Origin of the sequence: Thiomonas arsenitoxydans (assembly GCF_000253115.1) — a bacterium.
Lineage (GTDB): Bacteria > Pseudomonadota > Gammaproteobacteria > Burkholderiales > Burkholderiaceae_C > Thiomonas > Thiomonas arsenitoxydans.
The window spans coordinates 2,332,337-2,348,625 of record NC_014145.1; the positions used below are offsets into that span (position 1 = coordinate 2,332,337).

Consider the following 16,289-nt stretch of genomic DNA (forward strand, 5'->3'; position numbering starts at 1 on the left):
TATGACAACCTCCAGCCCCTTCTCGATTGCAGTGCAGATGGAAGACCTGCTGCGCCATCTGCCCAGCGCCGTAGTGGCGTTTGATGCGGCAGGCCAGGTGGCGCAAATCAATCCCGCCTGCCTGGAGCTGTTTAGCCTGCGCCGGCATCCGGCAGAACTGATCGGCCTGGGGTGGCGGTCCTTTTTTGATCATCTGGCGCCGGCTTTTGAGGATTCTGAAGCGGAATTGGCCCGCATCAAGACACTGATCCAGCAGGACGCCCCAGACCAGGCGGAACTCCGCCTGCGCGACGGGCGGATTGTCTTACGCCACTACGTCCCTTTTGTGCATGAGGGCGAGATTCAAGGCGCGCTGTGGCAATTGCAGGACGTGACTGCCATCCAGGAGCAGCAAAAGCAGCTTGAATATCTCACTGAACGCGATCCGCTAACCGGGCTGCTGAATCGACGCGGCTTTGACCGTCGGCTCACCATGCTGGAGCGTCATCCATTGGGGCAACATGGCTTCACTCTGGCCTTGATTGATCTGGATGATTTCAAGCGGGTCAACGACACGCTGGGGCATCCTGCCGGAGATGCGGTGCTGGCCGAGGTGGCAGACCGGCTCAAGGCGCTGGTGCGCCTGACCGACATGCCCGCGCGCATCGGCGGAGACGAGTTCGCGCTCCTCATGCCGGAATGCCGCACGGAAGAGCAGGCCGTTCAGATTGGCGAACGCCTGCTGCGCGTGATGGCAAAGCCCATGCAGATCGCCGGAGTCGAACTCTGGCAGTCCTGCTCCATCGGCCTGGCGGTGCAACGGGGCTCGGGGCGCAGTTCGACGCCGATGTTTCAACGCGCCGATCTGGCGCTTTACGACGCCAAAACCGCCGGCCGCAATCGGTTCAAGCTGTTTTCGCAGCGGCTCAAACACCAGCATGACACCCTGCATCATCAAAGAGAGATGTTGCGCGACGCTTTGCAACAAGGCCGACTGCAACTCTTTTACCAGCCCATTCTCACGCTGGAACCGGAGCACAACGGATTTTTTGTCCACAAATTCGAGGCGCTGCTGCGGCTACACGATGAGCAGGACCAGTTGCGGCGCGCGGAAGAATTCGAAACCGCGCTGGCCGATCCGCAGTTGGGCATCGAAGTTGACCGATATGTGCTCGACGCAGCGCTGCAACAGTTGACCTTCTGGAAGCGGCAAGGCTCGCCGCTGCGTCTTGCCATCAACATTTCTCCGCATCATTTTTCGCATCCAGACTTCGTGGGCACGGTGCGCGAGCGCCTTCAGGCCTACCCCGAGGTGAGGCCGCAAGAACTCAGCCTGGAAATCACCGAGCACGGCCCCTCACTGAGTTCGCGCGTGGTGAATGCCACCATTCTTGAATTGCGGCGGCTCGGCCTGTCCATCAGCCTGGATGACTTCGGCACCGGCAACGCGAGTCTGGCGCATCTGCAACAGTTCGATGTCTCGGTCGTCAAAATCGATCGCAGTTTTGTGCGCGATCTGCTGCAGGACGGCATCGATCTGAGTCTGAGCTATGGCATGCTGCGCCTGGCGCGCATGCTGGGTATCAACGCCATTGCTGAAGGGGTGGAAACGCGCGCGCAGTGCGCAGCGTTGTGCCTGATCGGTTTCCGGCACCTGCAAGGCTACGCGTTTGCACGACCCATGCCTGCGGAACAGGTGATGGGCTGGCTCGACTCTTTTGAAACCGAACTGTCCTGGCTGGGCGTCCTGGCCAGACCGCAGGTGCTTGATGCCGAGCGAGCGGTTCAGGCGCTCGTGTCCCACCGCATGCGCGCACGCAAACTGCTCTCTCATACCCTGGATGACGCGGAGATGGCAGAACTGCGGCATCCACAAGCCACGCAGCGCTGCTATCTAGGGCGCTGGCTGGCGTCGCAGACCGATCTGTATGCGCAGCAGCCGCAGTTTCAACGGCTGGTGCAAGCGCATGCGCAGTTCCACCAGAGCTTGAGTGCCGCTATCGTCAAGACCGATGTCGATGTCGATGCCGACATGCAGCTCAGCCAGTGCAGCGATGAAGTGCATGCCGCGTTCTGGGACTGGGTGCTGCACGCGCCGCAATTGCAACCCGCCTGAGCTTGGAGCGGCTGCCATGAATAACAACCCCATGAAGGCTATGTGCAAGGGCCGCAGGCCAAGCGTTCAGCGAGATCACGGCTTCACGCTGATCGAATTGATGATCGTCGTGGCCATCATTGGCATACTCGCCGCCGTGGCCATACCCCAGTATCGCGACTACATGGTGCGCGCCCGAGTAACCGAAGGCATCAACCTGGCCTCCGGCATCAAAACCGCAGTGGCCGAGTATTGGGCCACGCACGGCAGCTTCATTTCTGACTGGCCCAGTACCGATCCCGTGTGCACCGGCGCCACCGCGGATTGCACTCGCGCCTACGGCGCCGAACCACCGTCCGGCACCTACAGCATCAGCGTCCTCGTGGGCTATGGCGGCACCATCATCATCGCCTACAACCAGCTTCTCAACCCCAACCAAGCCACTGGATACACGCTGGTGTTGCAACCGGCGCCCGGTGAAGGCAGCCTGCGCTGGGTGTGTTTTTCCGGGGGGCAGACCACCAAAGGCGGCGTGACCACCTATGCGACACCCACCCTGCCGTCTAAGTATGCCCCGCCACCTTGCCGTTGAATCATGAGCAAAATCCTGATCTTCCTGCCAGACGCAGTCAGCCATGCCATCGCGCTGCGCCAGCCCCGCCTGCACATCGGCCGACACCGCCACAACACCATTGCGCTGCCCGATCCGCATGTCAGCGGCGTCCATGCGGTTCTGCAGCAGACCGACGGTGACTGGTGGATCGAAGACCTCGGCAGCACCAACGGCACCTGGCTCAATGGCAAGCGCATCAACGCCTCGATCCTGCTTCCGCAAGACACGCTGCGCATCGGCGGCTGCACGCTGCGACTGCTGCCCTCCGCCCGCGAAAACCCCGACAAACCCTCCCGAAAAACCAACGATCAGTTCCATGAAGCGCTCACCGTGCCCGCTGATTTCGGGCCGACCGATTTGATGCGGTCGATTTGATGCTGCATGTGACATGAACAAGCGGACCAAACTCCAGCCACACACCAGTTTTCTGTCGCGTATCGCCCGATTCGTGCGTCATCCGACCACGGACTGGGCACAAACGCGGCTTCAGCAGGGTGAGGTTCTCGACAAAGCAAAACAAAAAACGCAACAGCGCGAGGCGCAATGGGCGGCGCAGGCGGCCATCCTGGTTCGCAATCGTGAGTTTGACATCCTGCGCCGCGAAATGCGCAATCGGCATGCCCTCAAGAGCGAGCGGCTCGAAGGACTGTCTTTGCCTTCCACGCTTCCGCCGCCCGCGCCTGCCGCCACCCGACAGCACACCCTGCACAAGATCGATGTCATCGAACGGCAGATGAAGAATGAACAAAGCCGGGAGAGTCGTTCCACCTTGCCCGGCGGCATGATTGAACACAGCGGTCTGGCGCATGTGGGGTTTGCCGCCTCCACGCTTCGTCCGGGTTCGTTGCGCCGCAGTCAGACACCGCGCTGGGCGCAAAGCCAACTCCTGCCTGCCTCCCGGCTGAAAACGTCTTCGGCGCCTGCCACACGACCGCAAGGGTTGTGGGGACAAACCGTGCTGCCCATCCCCGCCGTGATCGAGCTGGCCGCCTTCGATTTCGCCGAGGGGCGAGATGCGCAAGTGGAATCGCATCTCCTGACCAGCTTGCAGACTGAGCAGGAACTGTTTACGGTGCAGCAGCTTTTCCAAGCTTTGCTCGATTTTTACTGGGCCACCGGCCAACAGGACAAACTGCATTCGCGTTCGCTCGATTATGTGCAGCGGTATGGTCAGACGCCCCTGCCTCGGCCCGAACTGGACGCTGTGGCCGCCGCGCCCCTGCAAACCGCGAGCTTTCTCGCTGCCGAGCAGTTCGACATCCTGCAGTTGCACGCCTTCGAGCGTTTCGTGGCGGATCCCGCCCGGCATCTGGTGCTGGACTGGAGCGCGCTGATCGGCATTGCCGAACCGCTGCAGGCGGAGTTGGGCCAAGCGCTGCAAGTCCTCAATGATCGACCGGCCGAACTCGAGCTGCACGGCGAGGACAGGCTATTGGCCGCGACCCGGCTGCAGTCCAGTCCGGCGACTGCGGCGCAGAGTGCGCTGCGCCTGCAAGCCCTGCGGCTGGTCGGCGATGAAGCCGGATTTGCCGATCTTGCCGTGGAGTTGTCCATCGCCTGTGCTTGCTCCCCGGTGGACTGGGTTGCCCCGCGCTTCAAGCGCGTCGGCCCATCCGAGCGCGGCCTCACCACCTTGCACAGCGCGCACCAACCTTCCCGCATGGCCACCCAAGCAGGCGCCCTGGACGCCGGATCGATCCAGACCAGCGTGCGCCTGAGCGGAAAACTCTCCGGCAAAGACGCCACCTTCCTGCGCAATCTGAGAGCGCAGTCCTTGCGGGCCGATACAGTCTATGTGGACCTGCAGGCCGTGCAGCGCGTCGATTTTGCGGCGGCGACTGATTTGCTCAATTGGGTGGAAGCGCAGACACAGCTTGGCAAATCCATCGAGCTGCGCGGCGCGCACACCCTGCTCGTGCCCTTTTTGCAATCGGTCGGTCTGCAGGTGCAGGCTTGATCCACGCCCCTTGGGTTTGTATCTACGCTCATTTTTTCTTTTTTTTGACTGCGTTCCATGTCCATCGAACTCTATAAAGACGCCAACCACGCTTGCGTGCTGTTCACCGATCTCGTCCCCGACGAAGAAGCGGTTCAAGCCAACCAGTTCCTGATCGTTGACCACGGGGAAGGCGTCATCCTCGATCCGGGCGGAAACATGACCTACAACGAGCTCAGCTTGACCATGCGCAAATACATCGCGCCGAGCAAGCTCGACTACATCCTGGCCTCGCATGCCGACCCCGACATCATCGCCTCGCTCGACCGCTGGATGACCTCCACCCAGGCCAAGCTGGTGATTTCCTCCCTCTGGGCCCGGTTTGCCCCGCACTTCTGCAAACTGGGCAAGACCGATAACCGCGTCATCGCCGTCCCCGACGCGGGTGGCAGATTGCGCTACGGCCAGACCAGCCTGTGGCTGCTGCCGGCGCACTTCATGCATTCCGAGGGCAACTTCCAGTTCTATGACCCGGTGAGCAAAATCCTGTTCTCCGGCGATCTGGGCGTGTCGCTGCTCAGCGGGGAGAAAGCCGGGCACGCCCTCACCAGTCTGGACCCCTTTCCGCCGGGCATGGAGGCCTTTCACCGGCGCTATATGGTGAGCAATAAAATCCTCAAGCTCTGGGTGCGCATGGTGCGCCAGCTCGACATCGCCATGATCGCGCCCCAGCATGGCGCGCCGCTGGTCGGCGCGGCCATCGGCCAGTTGCTCGACTGGCTCGACGGCCTGTCCTGCGGCATCGATCTCATGGGGCCGGGGCAGTATCAGATTCCGTCGGGAGATTTGAGTGTTTGAGCGTTGTCCGCGCGCAGGCATCAAGACATCTACCGCGATCCAAACGGCCCATTGCCCGCAGAACATCACGCGCCGCAGCGATTTCCCTCCGCGGAGTCGCGCATGACGCTTCCTCAGCCCCGTCAAATCCTGCGCTGGGCGCTGCTGAGCGGCGCGCTGTTCCTGGGGTATGCCTTGCTGGGCACGCTGCCCGCGCAGATTTTCAGCGGGGTCTCGCCCTTCTGGCCGCCTGCGGCGCTGGCCGTGTTTGCCGCCCTGGTGTGGGGCTGGCGCGCGATGCCAGCGATTTTTCTGGGATCGCTGTGGGTAAACGTCACATTGTTCGACTGGAGTCTGGCGGGCGCGCTTTGGGTGTCCTTGGGCAATGTGCTCGCGCCGATGGTCGCAAACTGGGGTCTGCGACGCAGCACCGAGGTGAAGCCGCAGTTTTGGAACTCGCCTGCGGGCGTCATCTGGTTTTTGCTCTGGATGGGCGCTGTCCAGGGGCTGCTGTCGGGCTTGATCGGCGCGGTCGGACTGGTCGCGTTCGAAGGACAGGGGATGGAGCGACTCCTTCCAACCTGTTTGGGATGGGCCATCGGCGATGCTTCCGCAGCGCTGATGCTGGCGCCCGTGGCGCATTTGCTGTGGCTGCGCCGCGGCACAGGCACGGGCTGGTGGCGTTTGCTGTTGCATGCAGAAGGGCTGGCCGCGCTGGCCTTCAGCCTGATGGTTTGGGGCGTTGCGTTTTTTGCGCCGAGCCTGAGCCTGCCCGCGCGCCTTGGCGTCCTGGGCATGCTGCTGCTGCCGCCCATCTGGTCAGTGTTTCGATTGGATCAGTGGCTTACGCTCTTGCATCTGGCCGTCGCCTTTATTCTGGTTCTCGGCGCGACGATGGCAGGCTATGGCCCTTATGCGGGTTTGCCCATGACTGAGGCCGTCATCGGCGTGGAACTCCTCGGCATGGCGATGTCAGCGGCCATTTTGTTCGCCGGCGCCCTGCAAAGCCAAAGACAGGAGGCCATGACCGCACTGCGCGCGCTCAATAGGGATCTGGAAAGCCGGGCGCAGGAACGTGCCCAGGCCTTGTTTCGCAAGGAGCACAATTTCCGCGACATGATCGAGCGCCTGCCCGCGCCCATCGTGATGACCAGCCCGGACGCCGCGCAGGTGCTCTATGCCAATCCGGCGGCGCGCGAACTGTTTGCCCACGGTCAGACCGACCATTCCAATCTGGCCGACCTGTCCGCCTTGGCGCAATGGCTCGACCCCGACATGCGCCAGCTCCTGCTGGGCGAAGTGCGGCAACACCATGCCGCACAAAACCGTGAAATCGCCTTTCGCCGCCGCGATGGCACGGTGGTGTGGGTGCTCGCCTCGGTGATTCAAACCCAGTTCGACGAAGCGGACGCGCTGCTGTTCGCATTCAAGGACATTTCCGAGCGGATACAGCGTGAGGTGCTGCTGCAGGAGCAGGCCCTGACCGACGCGCTCACCGGCGTGCCCAACCGGCGTCACTTCATGGCGCAGGCCGCCGCGCGGCTGCGCGAACTGGTCGCGCAACAAAAAGCGGCGGCCTTGGTACTGTTCGATCTGGACGACTTCAAACTCGTCAATGACACCCGCGGGCATGCCTGCGGCGATCAGGTGTTGCAGCAAGTGGCCAGTCTGCTGCAGGCCAAGGTCCGGTCACAGGACGTGTTCGCGCGCCTGGGCGGAGAGGAGTTCTGCCTGCTACTGACTGACCTTGACGCGAACCAGGCGCTGCAACGCGCCGACGAGATGCGCCTGGAGATTGACGGCCAGGTGACCCAATGCCCCGATGGCCAAGCGCTGCCGCTGCCAACAAGCAGCATCGGCGTGGCGTGGTGTCCCGCGGCGGCGCTGCAGGGCGTCGATGACGAGACCCGGCTCGCCGTGCTGATGGACTGCGCCGACACGGCGCTGTACGCAGCCAAAGCCCAAGGAAAAAACCGCTGCGTTCTATTCGATGGCCCTCTGCCGACGACGGATGCCGCGCCTGCAGCCCCGCGCCACGGCGTCCCGCGCGCAAACGCACAGGCTTTGCTGCCGCTCTCCTTGTTGCGCTCGCTGGCGCGCGAAGTGCATTTCGGCCGATTCTTCGAACGCGCTGCGCAGGCCGCCGCGCATCTGGTCGGCGCCGATGGCGCGGCCTTCATCGAGCGCGACGACGACTCGCTGAGCTATCGCTTTTTTCACGGCCTGCCCGACGCTTACCAGCAACGATTCGCCGCCTATCGTTTCCCCGTTGAGGCCGGATCAGCAGGACAGGCGATCCGCGAAGGCCGCGAGATTTTCCAGCCGGACTACGCCTCAGACCCCCAAGCCCTGCCGGATTTCGTGGACAGCGGCCTCAAAGCCAATTACCTCGTTCCGGTGCGCGCTGGGAGCCAAACGCTGGCCATTCTGGCGCTGGCCTGGTTTTCTCGCCACCCGGCATACGCACCCGATGCACAGCAGGCCGAGAACGTCCGGCTGCTTGCCGATTTGATGGCAGGCGCGCTGCGGCGAGAACGTCTGGAACGCAAGTTGCGCCAGCGCGCCACCCGCGACGTGCTTACCCAACTGCCCAACCGCGCCGCCCTGGAACTGCATCTGTCGCGCGCCATCAGCCGGGCGCGGCGCCAGCAACAGATTCTGGCCGTGGGCATGCTCGATCTGGACGATTTCAAACCCGTGAACGATCAATGGGGGCACGCTGCAGGCGACGCCTTGCTGCGCGACTTTGCCCAGCGCATCCAGCAGGCTCTGCGCGATACCGATTTCATCGGCCGCCTGGGTGGTGATGAATTCGTTCTCGTGCTGGAAAATTTGACGCAGCAAGCGGATCTGGACACCGTGCTGTCGCGTCTGCACGAGGTGGTGCAAGCGCCGTTCGACTTGCCCGACGGTCAACGCGCCAGCGTAGGTCTGAGCCTGGGACTGGCGCTCTATCCCCAAGATGCCGCCGACGCCGATGCGCTGATTCGCGCCGCAGATGCCGCACTCTATGCCTGCAAGTCCAACAAGAGCGGGCGAGCGCGTTGGTGGCTACTTTATGACGAACTTGGGCAACACCCCGGGCAGGCGCCTGCCGATGCGATCTGGACTGAGGTCGCCTCGGGCGCCGTGCTGCCCTATGGCCCCGAGGCTGGGCGTCTGTTGGGCTTGCTGCAGCCGCAGGTCAGCGCCTTTGCCGCAGGTTTTGTGCAGCGGTTCTATGCTGACATGGCGCAGCAGCCCGACATGCAGGCCGTTTTGCAAACCCTCAGCGAGTCGGAGCTGGCGCATCTGCAGCAGATGCAGCAAACGCATCTGCTGAGCTTTTTCTCGGCGGATCTGGAGGAAGCGTCGCACCGCGAAGACGCCCGCAAACTGGGGCGCGTGCACGCCTTGACGGGAGTGTCCACCACGGCGCTGGTCGACGCCTTCGAGATGTATCTGCAACAGGCGATGACGCTCATCCAGCACAGCCCGCTGCGCGAGGCCGATCGCTTGGCGCTGCAACGCATCGCCACTAGCCGCTTGCGCGTCGAGCTGCGGGCGCAGGCGCAAGGCGAGCAGACCGTGCAGGAACACTACGCGACTTCGGTCCAGTCTCTCTGGCGGTCGCCCCAAGGCTTCACTAACCGCATCGACTTCCTGCGCTGGCTGCTCGACGAACTCACGCATCTGCCCGGCATGGTGGCCGCAGCCTTAGGGCGTCCGGATGAACAAGGGCGCATGGTGGTGGAATTCTCCACGCCACGCTTCGAGACCTATGTCGCGCATTTCCGGCGCCATCAGCAAGACTATCTGCCCGGGGTCGCGGACAGCGATCGTCTGGCGCAAGCCAGTCAAAGTCGCGCCTGGCGCAGCGAGCGCATCGAAACCGTGTTCAGCTTTGCCCGCGATGCGCGCGCCGAACCCTGGCGGGCGGCGGCCCAGGAGGTCGGGTTTCGTAGCGCCGCGTCGATACCCCTGCGCGATGGCGAAGACCGCATGGTCGCCATTCTCAGCGTGTATGGCGCTTATCCCAATCAGTTCGAATCGCACTGGATTCAGCGCCATCTCACGCTACTCGGGCAAGCGGTCGGGCAGGCCTTGGCCGGAATGCGGCAAGCGCCGCGCCAAGTGCTGTCCGATCAGCAGCGCCGACAATGGCGCGCTCGGCTGACGCCCGAGGGCTTGCACATGTGGGCGCAGCCGGTCATCGATTTGCGTCAAGGCTGCATCACGCGCGTCGAGGCGCTGGCACGGTTGCGCGCACCGGATGGACAGTGGGCCATGCCGGCAGCGTTCCTGCCTTGGTTTGGCGCGAGCGAAATCACCCGGCTGTTCACCCTCGGCCTGGACAAGGCGCTGCAACATCTGCGCACCTGGGAAGCTCAAGGCATGCGCACTGCGCTGTCGATCAATCTTCCGCCCGAAGTGCTGCTGCAGCCAGACTGCGCGCGCTGGATCACCCAGGCCCTCGAGCGCGCTGTAGTGCAACCGGGTCGGCTCCATCTTGAACTTCTGGAGAGCGCGGACTTCCCCGATCCACAGGCGCGGGACGCGGCGGTGCGCGCCCTGTCTGACCTTGGCGTGCATCTGGAAATGGACGATCTCGGGTCGGGATACTCCAGCCTGCTGCGCCTGAGGAGTCTGCCCTTCCAGACCGTGAAAATCGACCAGGGACTGGTGCGCGAAGCGGAAAAAGAACCGCGTCGCGTGATCGGCTTCATCGGCTCGCTCATCCGTCTGGCGCATACGCTTGAACTCGATGTGGTGGTCGAGGGGCTGGAATCACCCGGGCTGATCGAGGTGGCTGCCATCCTCGGGGCGGACCAGGGTCAGGGCTTCGCCTTGGCCCATCCCATGCCCGCTGATGGTCTGGCGGAGTGGAGCAAGACCTTCGCGCTGTCCATCGATCCGTTCCAGCCGCAGACCGTGCTGGGCGCTTTGGCGGCGCATTGGCGCTGGGAATACGGAGAACGCGACGCCCATATCACCGTCGCCGCACCAGCGCATGAGCAATGCCTCCTGGGCGGCTATCTGCGCCGCAAAGGTCTCGTGGACAGCGAGATTGGTCGTCTGCACGCGCAATTGCACGTCCTCGCCCGCGAACAAGACATTCATTCGCCGCAATACCGCGCGGCTACCGACCGCATGGTCGACTTGTTGATGAAAGCCGAGCATGAGCCACAAAGACCTTCGTATCTTCCCCTAGTCGGTTCAATTTCTGAAGAAAATGCAGACGTTGAACAGGCCGGTCGGGATGATGCTGGCAAGACTTAGGGCCATGGCGGTTTTGAATTTCAGAGCAGTCTAAGCCCGTGGGTCAGATAAGTGCTCCCGGCCGTTTTTTCGCTTCAACAAGACCGAACGGTAACTTAGGTAGACGCCACCGCCTTTCTGCGCGGCCCGCAAACCCGCATACGAGGAAGGTCCGATGCGATGAACGGAATGACTGACTGCAACTGGGTGGGTATCGATGTCTCCAAAGCCAAACTCGATGTGGCTCGGCTTGATGACAAAGGCAAACTCAAATCCCATGTGTTCAACAACGATGCCATAGGGTTCGCCGCTTTGCTGAACTGGTTGTCTCAACGTGGCTGCACGCAGCCGGACACCCAGATTTGCACCGAGGCCACCGGCCCCTATGGCGAAGCGCTGTGCACCTTTCTTTGTGATGAAGGCTGGACGGTCAGCGTGGTCAACCCCGCCAGGATCAAAGGCTTTGCGCAAAGCGGCATGGTGCGCAACAAGACCGACAAGGCCGATGCCGCCTTGCTGGCCCGGTTTGCCCAAACCATGCACCCCGAGCCCTGGACGCCACCGCCTCCCGAAGTTCGGGAACTGCGTGCTTTGGTGGATCGGCTTCAAGCGCTCAAAGACATGCACCAGCAAGAAGCCAACCGCCTGGAAGCGGCGCTGAATCAACCGAGCATGGTCGCGTTGATCGAAGGGCACATGCAATGGCTCAAAGACAGCATCAAGGAGCTGGAAAACCAGATCGACGACCACATTGATCGCCACCCCAAGCTCAGGGAAGACGCTTCGCTGATCACCAGCATTCCAGGCCTTGGCAACACCACGGCGGCCAAGGTGTTGGCGTATCTGGGCGACGTGAACAGATTCAAGAACGCCAAAGCGCTGGCGGCTTTCGTGGGCGTCACACCGAAGATCAAAGAGTCAGGGAGCTCGGTTAGAGGGCGCAGTGTGATTGCGCGCAGTGGCCACGCAGCTGTACGCCACGCCCTGTACATGCCAGCCATGGTGGCGCTGAGATACAACCCATTGATGAAAGTGTTCGCCGAGCGCCTCAAGAGCGATGGGCTGGCGCCCAAGGCAGTGATCGCGGCTTGCATGCACAAGCTGATCCGCCAGATTTACGGGGTGCTCAAGTCGCGCAACGCGTTTGACGCCACTATCTTGGGCAATCGACTTGACTTTCAAGACGGCATCTGACCCCACGCAGCGCCTCGTCGATGTTGACTGGAACAAACCCGAGCTGCAGGAGTTGCTGCGCAAAACGGCGCATTTGCATCTGGACAACCGCTACCCGGTCAACAAGCGCCCCGTCTTGCTGCGGCAGGGTTGGCATACCAGCGCGCCAGCGCAGGCTGCCATCTGGGTCGATCTCGGCCCCGACGCGGCGCAGCGCGTCCTGCTCACCACCTTTGCGCTGGAGCCCGGGGAACCCATCATGCTCGATCGACGCAAACCGGGCGCTGACGAACCCGACTGGATTTACGCCGAGGTGTCCTCTTGCCGCCAGGGGCAACGCGTCGGTGACGAAGGCCTGTTCGTCGTGACGCTGCGCCTCATCATTCGCCCTCCCGTGCTGGCGGCAAGGCCATAGCCCGCGCCGAGGCCAACGCCGCTCCAAATGCAGCCTGTCATGCTTGATACGCCGTGTGCAGCCCCTGCCGGAACCAGATCGCGCGCACTAAAAGTGGGGTGCGCATTTTTGTGAGACTCTCCTCCAAAATTCGATCTGGCGCAAAGACCGGCGCGGTCTGCGCCGTCAGAATCCAATCGATAGATTTGAGAAGTAGACGCCGCACACGATGAATGCTCACACCTCGCACTCGATTCGGCTGCCGCGAGCAGGCCAGGAGATCGTCCCGCTGCGTTTGCGACACTTCGCCACGCACCTGCTGCACAGTATGCGACGCGCGCAGAAAATCCATGTTGGGTCTTCGCCGCGACCGCCCGAACCCGCCAATCCCCACAGAATTCGCGCCCTTCCCTGCACCCCGCAATCGGCCGAGATGGATTTGCAGGACGTGATCGAAGACCACCAGCAATGGAGCGCCCGTTTGCGTCGATGCGGGTTGGGGGATCTGGGCGAGCGACTAGACGCAGAAACCGCCTGCCATCCCAACCGCTGTGCCTTAGGCCAATGGCTGAACCGCCACCGCCCGTTGGCTGCTGTGCATGCGCAAGATCTAGATCGCCTCCTGCAAGAACACGCTGATTTCCACGCCAAGGCCGCCGTCGTGGTTGCCTTGATTCAAGCCGGCGCAGCAGAGAGCGCCCTGCAATCCGTTCAGCACGGGGACTTTGCACAGATCTCCCAACGCCTCCTGCGCCATCTCACCGCCCTACGCGATGCCTTGGCTGGGTCAAATTCTTCGGACTGACGACGGTCCGCCTGTCCATGCGCCCCGCCCTGCCTGAGTGGCCAGCACCTCGTCGAATGCCCCGCTGGGCTGTTGGCGCCGCGTTCGCCCTGGTCGTGGGTGAACTGACTGCCGCCGTAGTGTGGCAGCATGTTTCCATCCTGGAGACTTTGATCCCGCTGCTGTCCATCCTCTGGGTGGCGGGCATGAAACAGGTTTTTGCGCGCTTGCCGCGTATCCAGGTCGGATTGGCTCTGTGTGTGCTTGTAGGGACGATGTTCCTGATTCACTGGGGGGCTGCACAAGATCCGCAAGCGCTGTTCTTCTTTGACTTCATCTTGCCTTTGGCGGTGACGGCTGTTTTTTGCTCTATCTGGACGCGCAAGCGGTATATCGTGCCGCCATGTGCGCAACGCTTGCGCGCACGGCGCCCCTGAGAGGACCTTTTCAGCAATGCCACCCTATCTTGACGCATCCGTACTGATCTCACGTCTCGAAGCCGCGCAGCGCGTGATAGCGATGGCGCGCCTGGGGCGCAAGCCGACCCGAGATGCGGCAAGGCAAACGCTCGATATGATCGATCTGGCGGAAAATCAACTCAAACGTCACAGCGGATCGGGCGTGTTCGATCTATCCGCCGCTCGCGCTGCGGCAGCGGTCCTCGCGCTGGATCATCTCCCCAATGAAGCGACCTGTATCGGCGCAGTCCGCGTGTTGGGTTGGACGATTTCCCAATTGAGGGAGAATGATCCCGCATGATTGCGTCGTCAGGCCGAGTCAGCGGTGCGGCTCTGCACGAAACCGACTGCGCGGAAAGATCTGCTCGCAGCGGCTCTCGCTGCCAAGGGTGCGCGGTACGCAACATCGCTCTGTTTTCAGCACTCCAAAGCGCAGACTTGGATGACTTGCCTCTGCCGATTGATGATCTGCAGTTCTCCAACGGCCAGGAACTGTTCCAGGAAGGTGATCGCCAAGGATGGCTTTACACCATCAAAATCGGACTGGTGAAACTTGATCGCGCCCCGATTGATGGCGCGCTACGCGTGGCGCGTCTTGCACAGAGGGGCGATCTGATCGGTCTGGAAGCCTGCATTTCCGCTCCCTATTTTTACCGAGCGACGGCGATCAGCTCCGTCCGGGTGTGCCGCATCGGGGTTGAGACCATCCGCCTTCTGGAACGCGATACACCGACATTGCGCCGGGATCTGATTGAGCGCTGGTGCCGTGCGCTGCGCGACACTGATGATTTCTCCACTCTGCTGGGCACGGGAACCCCCACCACGCGCTTGGCGCGCTTGTTGCTCAAAATGGCAGACCCGCTGTTCGGCGAGACGTTTGCCATGCCCAAACGGGAAGATCTTGGCGCGATAGCGGGCATGCGGCTAGAAACGGCCAGCAGGGTAATCGCCGCTTTGCTCCGGGACGGCCTGATCGAGAAAATCGGCCCCCGCTTCTATCGCCTGGATAGAGCGGCGATGGAGTTGCGCCTGTTGCCGCAGCCCGGGATGCGCTCCAAGGGGCGACGCGTGCAGCGCATTGCCCCGACGTCGCAGCACGGCCAAACATTGTGATGAGCCCTTAGAAAAACACGCAGTGAAATTTCCGGTGTTGTTCCCAGCACGGCATCAGCGGGCGACCAGTCGCGTTCAGTGTTCAGAAGCTTATATTAAGCACTATTTGGCGTGTCACTCCGCGTAAAACAAATCCAATTGGTTCTGGCTGCCTGGAAAGCGCACGGCCGACATCGCTCTCGATGGGAAATTTTCCGGTGTTTTCCACCTTTGTTTTTCGATCAGGTTCGATGAGGATCAATCCTCCGACTACAGGGCTTAACGGAACTCTGGATAAGTTATTCATGTCTCAAATATTCCCGAAAATTTTTGAAAGCGCAGACAGAATGACCCATCGAAAACCGCCCGAACTGGGGGTGTGTCACGCCTGCCAGCCCTCAGACGACTCCGCGCGCGGCCGCTCCACCAGAAAGCGCACATCGGGCGGCTGTCCGGCCTGTGGCGCCCGGCCGAAGTACAGCGCGCCTGCTGCGCGCAACACCGCGGCGCTGCGCGCTACCCGCACCACCACGCCAGACAGCCCATATTGCAGCCAGGTGCCGTTGCGGCTGAGGTCGGTCAGCGTGTAGTCGCCGCCGCACCACAGAATGACCGCATGCTGGCGCGATACCCCCTCGCGATCGATGCGCACCTCAGTGCTTGGGGCGCGGCCGATGCGAATCACCTCCCCCGGAGTCACAATCTGCTCGGCTCCCCTTTGGCGGGTTGCAGATGCAGCCACAAGGGATCGGTCGCCCGCGCGTCGTCTGCGGTCAAATCCAACCAGGCTTCGGTCAGGCCGAATTCCGGGTCCACTCGGTGCACATGTTGCAGAGACTGACGCAGCGCAACCGGCAACTGCTGCACCAGCGCCGCATCCAGCAGAATCTGCCCGCCTTCGGCTGCGGCGGCCAGCGTTTGCGCCTGCGTGAGAGTCGGCCCTTCGTAGTCGGGCGGATGGCCGTGGACCAGGCCCCAGCTCAGGCCGATGTCCACATGCACGTCCACCTCCTGCGCAATGGGGCGAACCCAGAGCGCCAGGTCCCGGCGCAAGGCGCGTGCGCAGCGTAAGGCTGCCTCGGCCTGCTCGAACAAGGCCAGCAGACTGGTCGAATCCGCGCGCATCACCATCCCGCCCTGTGCTGCGGCAAGATGCGCCAGACGCTGCACCCCGCGCTGCAGCACCTCCCTGGCTTTGCCCTCTCCCAAGGTCAAAAACAAGGTATGCACCGGCGGCACGTCGGCGCTGAGCGCGACCAGCGGGGGGCTGGAGCGGGCGGATTTTTTCCAGAAAGCGAGCATCAGTCTTGAGGGAAAGCCGTCGGCGCCACGCGCACTGGACTGAGGGTGTTGATCCAACGACGCGCCTCGGCGTCTTCGGGGCGCACGCCTTCGCGAGAGCTGTCGAGCACATAGACCGGTGTTGGCCGATCCGGTGGCCCCGAGACAGCGCGCAGGACGTACTCCACCCCGTCTGCGAGCGGCGCATCGGTGATCAGACGCACCCGGCCCTGCTCATCCTCACCCACCTGCATGACCACCTGCTCAGCGCTGGGGTCCTGCGCCAGGCACAGCAAGACCGGGCGAGGGCAGAACGCGCCGCGGGGATCGCGCAACAGCGCCTCCACCCGCGCCGTAAGCGACGGGGCTGGCGCTTTCGCATCGGGCAGGGAGTTGCTCATCGGGTTGC

At 62.6% G+C, this 16,289-nt stretch carries 17 protein-coding genes; 12 read left to right on the top strand and 5 right to left on the bottom strand.

Annotated elements, in window-relative coordinates; all coding sequences use genetic code 11:
* Nucleotide 1: 1 nt before the first annotated feature.
* The 8 genes from THI_RS10895 to THI_RS10930 all read left to right on the top strand — a co-directional run bounded on the left by THI_RS10895 (nucleotide 2) and on the right by THI_RS10930 (nucleotide 12,286).
* Nucleotides 2-2,095 carry a putative bifunctional diguanylate cyclase/phosphodiesterase gene (locus tag THI_RS10895; RefSeq protein ID WP_013106302.1) on the top strand — a complete coding sequence of 698 codons (2,094 nt, stop codon included), beginning with the start codon at nucleotides 2-4 and terminating at the stop codon, nucleotides 2,093-2,095.
* A 40-nt stretch (nucleotides 2,096-2,135) separates the two neighbouring features.
* Nucleotides 2,136-2,666, top strand: coding sequence for a pilin (locus THI_RS10900; protein WP_041608994.1), 531 nt, complete (start codon nucleotides 2,136-2,138; stop codon nucleotides 2,664-2,666).
* Nucleotides 2,667-2,669: 3 nt separating this feature from the next.
* A complete protein-coding gene (locus THI_RS10905) occupies nucleotides 2,670-3,062 on the top strand; it encodes an FHA domain-containing protein (protein WP_013106304.1) in 393 nt (130 codons plus the stop codon).
* 13 nt (nucleotides 3,063-3,075) lie between these two features.
* Nucleotides 3,076-4,644 carry an STAS domain-containing protein gene (locus THI_RS10910; protein WP_013106305.1) on the top strand — a complete coding sequence of 523 codons (1,569 nt, stop codon included), beginning with the start codon at nucleotides 3,076-3,078 and terminating at the stop codon, nucleotides 4,642-4,644.
* Nucleotides 4,645-4,701: 57 nt separating this feature from the next.
* The gene (locus tag THI_RS10915; protein ID WP_013106306.1) at nucleotides 4,702-5,481 is read left to right on the top strand and encodes an oxygen-binding di-iron domain-containing protein; all 780 of its coding nucleotides are present in this window, start codon (nucleotides 4,702-4,704) and stop codon (nucleotides 5,479-5,481) included.
* 102 nt (nucleotides 5,482-5,583) lie between these two features.
* Nucleotides 5,584-10,719, top strand: a complete 5,136-nt coding sequence (locus tag THI_RS18130; RefSeq protein WP_079668493.1) for a diguanylate cyclase domain-containing protein — start codon at nucleotides 5,584-5,586, stop codon at nucleotides 10,717-10,719.
* A gap of 159 nt (nucleotides 10,720-10,878) precedes the next feature.
* A complete protein-coding gene (locus THI_RS10925) occupies nucleotides 10,879-11,892 on the top strand; it encodes an IS110 family RNA-guided transposase (protein WP_013106308.1) in 1,014 nt (337 codons plus the stop codon).
* A complete protein-coding gene (locus THI_RS10930; RefSeq protein ID WP_013106309.1) occupies nucleotides 11,870-12,286 on the top strand; it encodes a hypothetical protein in 417 nt (138 codons plus the stop codon). The genes THI_RS10925 and THI_RS10930 overlap by 23 nt, the downstream gene beginning before the upstream one ends.
* A gap of 37 nt (nucleotides 12,287-12,323) precedes the next feature.
* Here THI_RS10930 and THI_RS18890 read toward each other — a convergent pair whose 3' ends face one another.
* A complete protein-coding gene (locus tag THI_RS18890) occupies nucleotides 12,324-12,617 on the bottom strand; it encodes a hypothetical protein (protein WP_013106310.1) in 294 nt (97 codons plus the stop codon).
* Nucleotides 12,618-12,698: 81 nt separating this feature from the next.
* Between THI_RS18890 and THI_RS18895 the strand changes: the two genes are divergently transcribed.
* The 4 genes from THI_RS18895 to THI_RS10950 all read left to right on the top strand — a co-directional run bounded on the left by THI_RS18895 (nucleotide 12,699) and on the right by THI_RS10950 (nucleotide 14,620).
* Complete coding sequence (locus tag THI_RS18895; RefSeq protein WP_013106311.1) at nucleotides 12,699-13,070, top strand: CZB domain-containing protein; 372 nt, start codon at nucleotides 12,699-12,701, stop codon at nucleotides 13,068-13,070.
* A 56-nt stretch (nucleotides 13,071-13,126) separates the two neighbouring features.
* Nucleotides 13,127-13,486: a hypothetical protein gene (locus THI_RS10940; RefSeq protein WP_041608995.1), complete on the top strand. Its 360-nt coding sequence runs from the start codon at nucleotides 13,127-13,129 to the stop codon at nucleotides 13,484-13,486.
* A gap of 16 nt (nucleotides 13,487-13,502) precedes the next feature.
* Nucleotides 13,503-13,808: a hypothetical protein gene (locus tag THI_RS10945; RefSeq protein ID WP_041608996.1), complete on the top strand. Its 306-nt coding sequence runs from the start codon at nucleotides 13,503-13,505 to the stop codon at nucleotides 13,806-13,808.
* 137 nt (nucleotides 13,809-13,945) lie between these two features.
* A complete protein-coding gene (locus THI_RS10950) occupies nucleotides 13,946-14,620 on the top strand; it encodes a Crp/Fnr family transcriptional regulator (RefSeq protein WP_176140485.1) in 675 nt (224 codons plus the stop codon).
* Nucleotides 14,621-14,702: 82 nt separating this feature from the next.
* Here the strand turns inward: THI_RS10950 and THI_RS19370 are convergent, their stop codons facing one another.
* From THI_RS19370 to THI_RS10965, 4 genes are all read right to left on the bottom strand, one after another.
* Nucleotides 14,703-14,906 (bottom strand): hypothetical protein, encoded by a 204-nt coding sequence (locus tag THI_RS19370; RefSeq protein WP_156515513.1) that lies wholly within the window; start codon nucleotides 14,904-14,906, stop codon nucleotides 14,703-14,705.
* A gap of 75 nt (nucleotides 14,907-14,981) precedes the next feature.
* On the bottom strand, nucleotides 14,982-15,341 hold the full coding sequence (locus tag THI_RS19185) for an FHA domain-containing protein (protein WP_269450345.1): 360 nt from the start codon (nucleotides 15,339-15,341) through the stop codon (nucleotides 14,982-14,984).
* Complete coding sequence (locus tag THI_RS19190; protein ID WP_013106316.1) at nucleotides 15,296-15,901, bottom strand: nucleotidyl cyclase domain-containing protein; 606 nt, start codon at nucleotides 15,899-15,901, stop codon at nucleotides 15,296-15,298. The genes THI_RS19185 and THI_RS19190 overlap by 46 nt, the downstream gene beginning before the upstream one ends.
* Nucleotides 15,901-16,281, bottom strand: a complete 381-nt coding sequence (locus THI_RS10965) for a hypothetical protein (RefSeq protein WP_013106317.1) — start codon at nucleotides 16,279-16,281, stop codon at nucleotides 15,901-15,903. The genes THI_RS19190 and THI_RS10965 overlap by 1 nt, the downstream gene beginning before the upstream one ends.
* Nucleotides 16,282-16,289 lie beyond the last annotated feature (8 nt).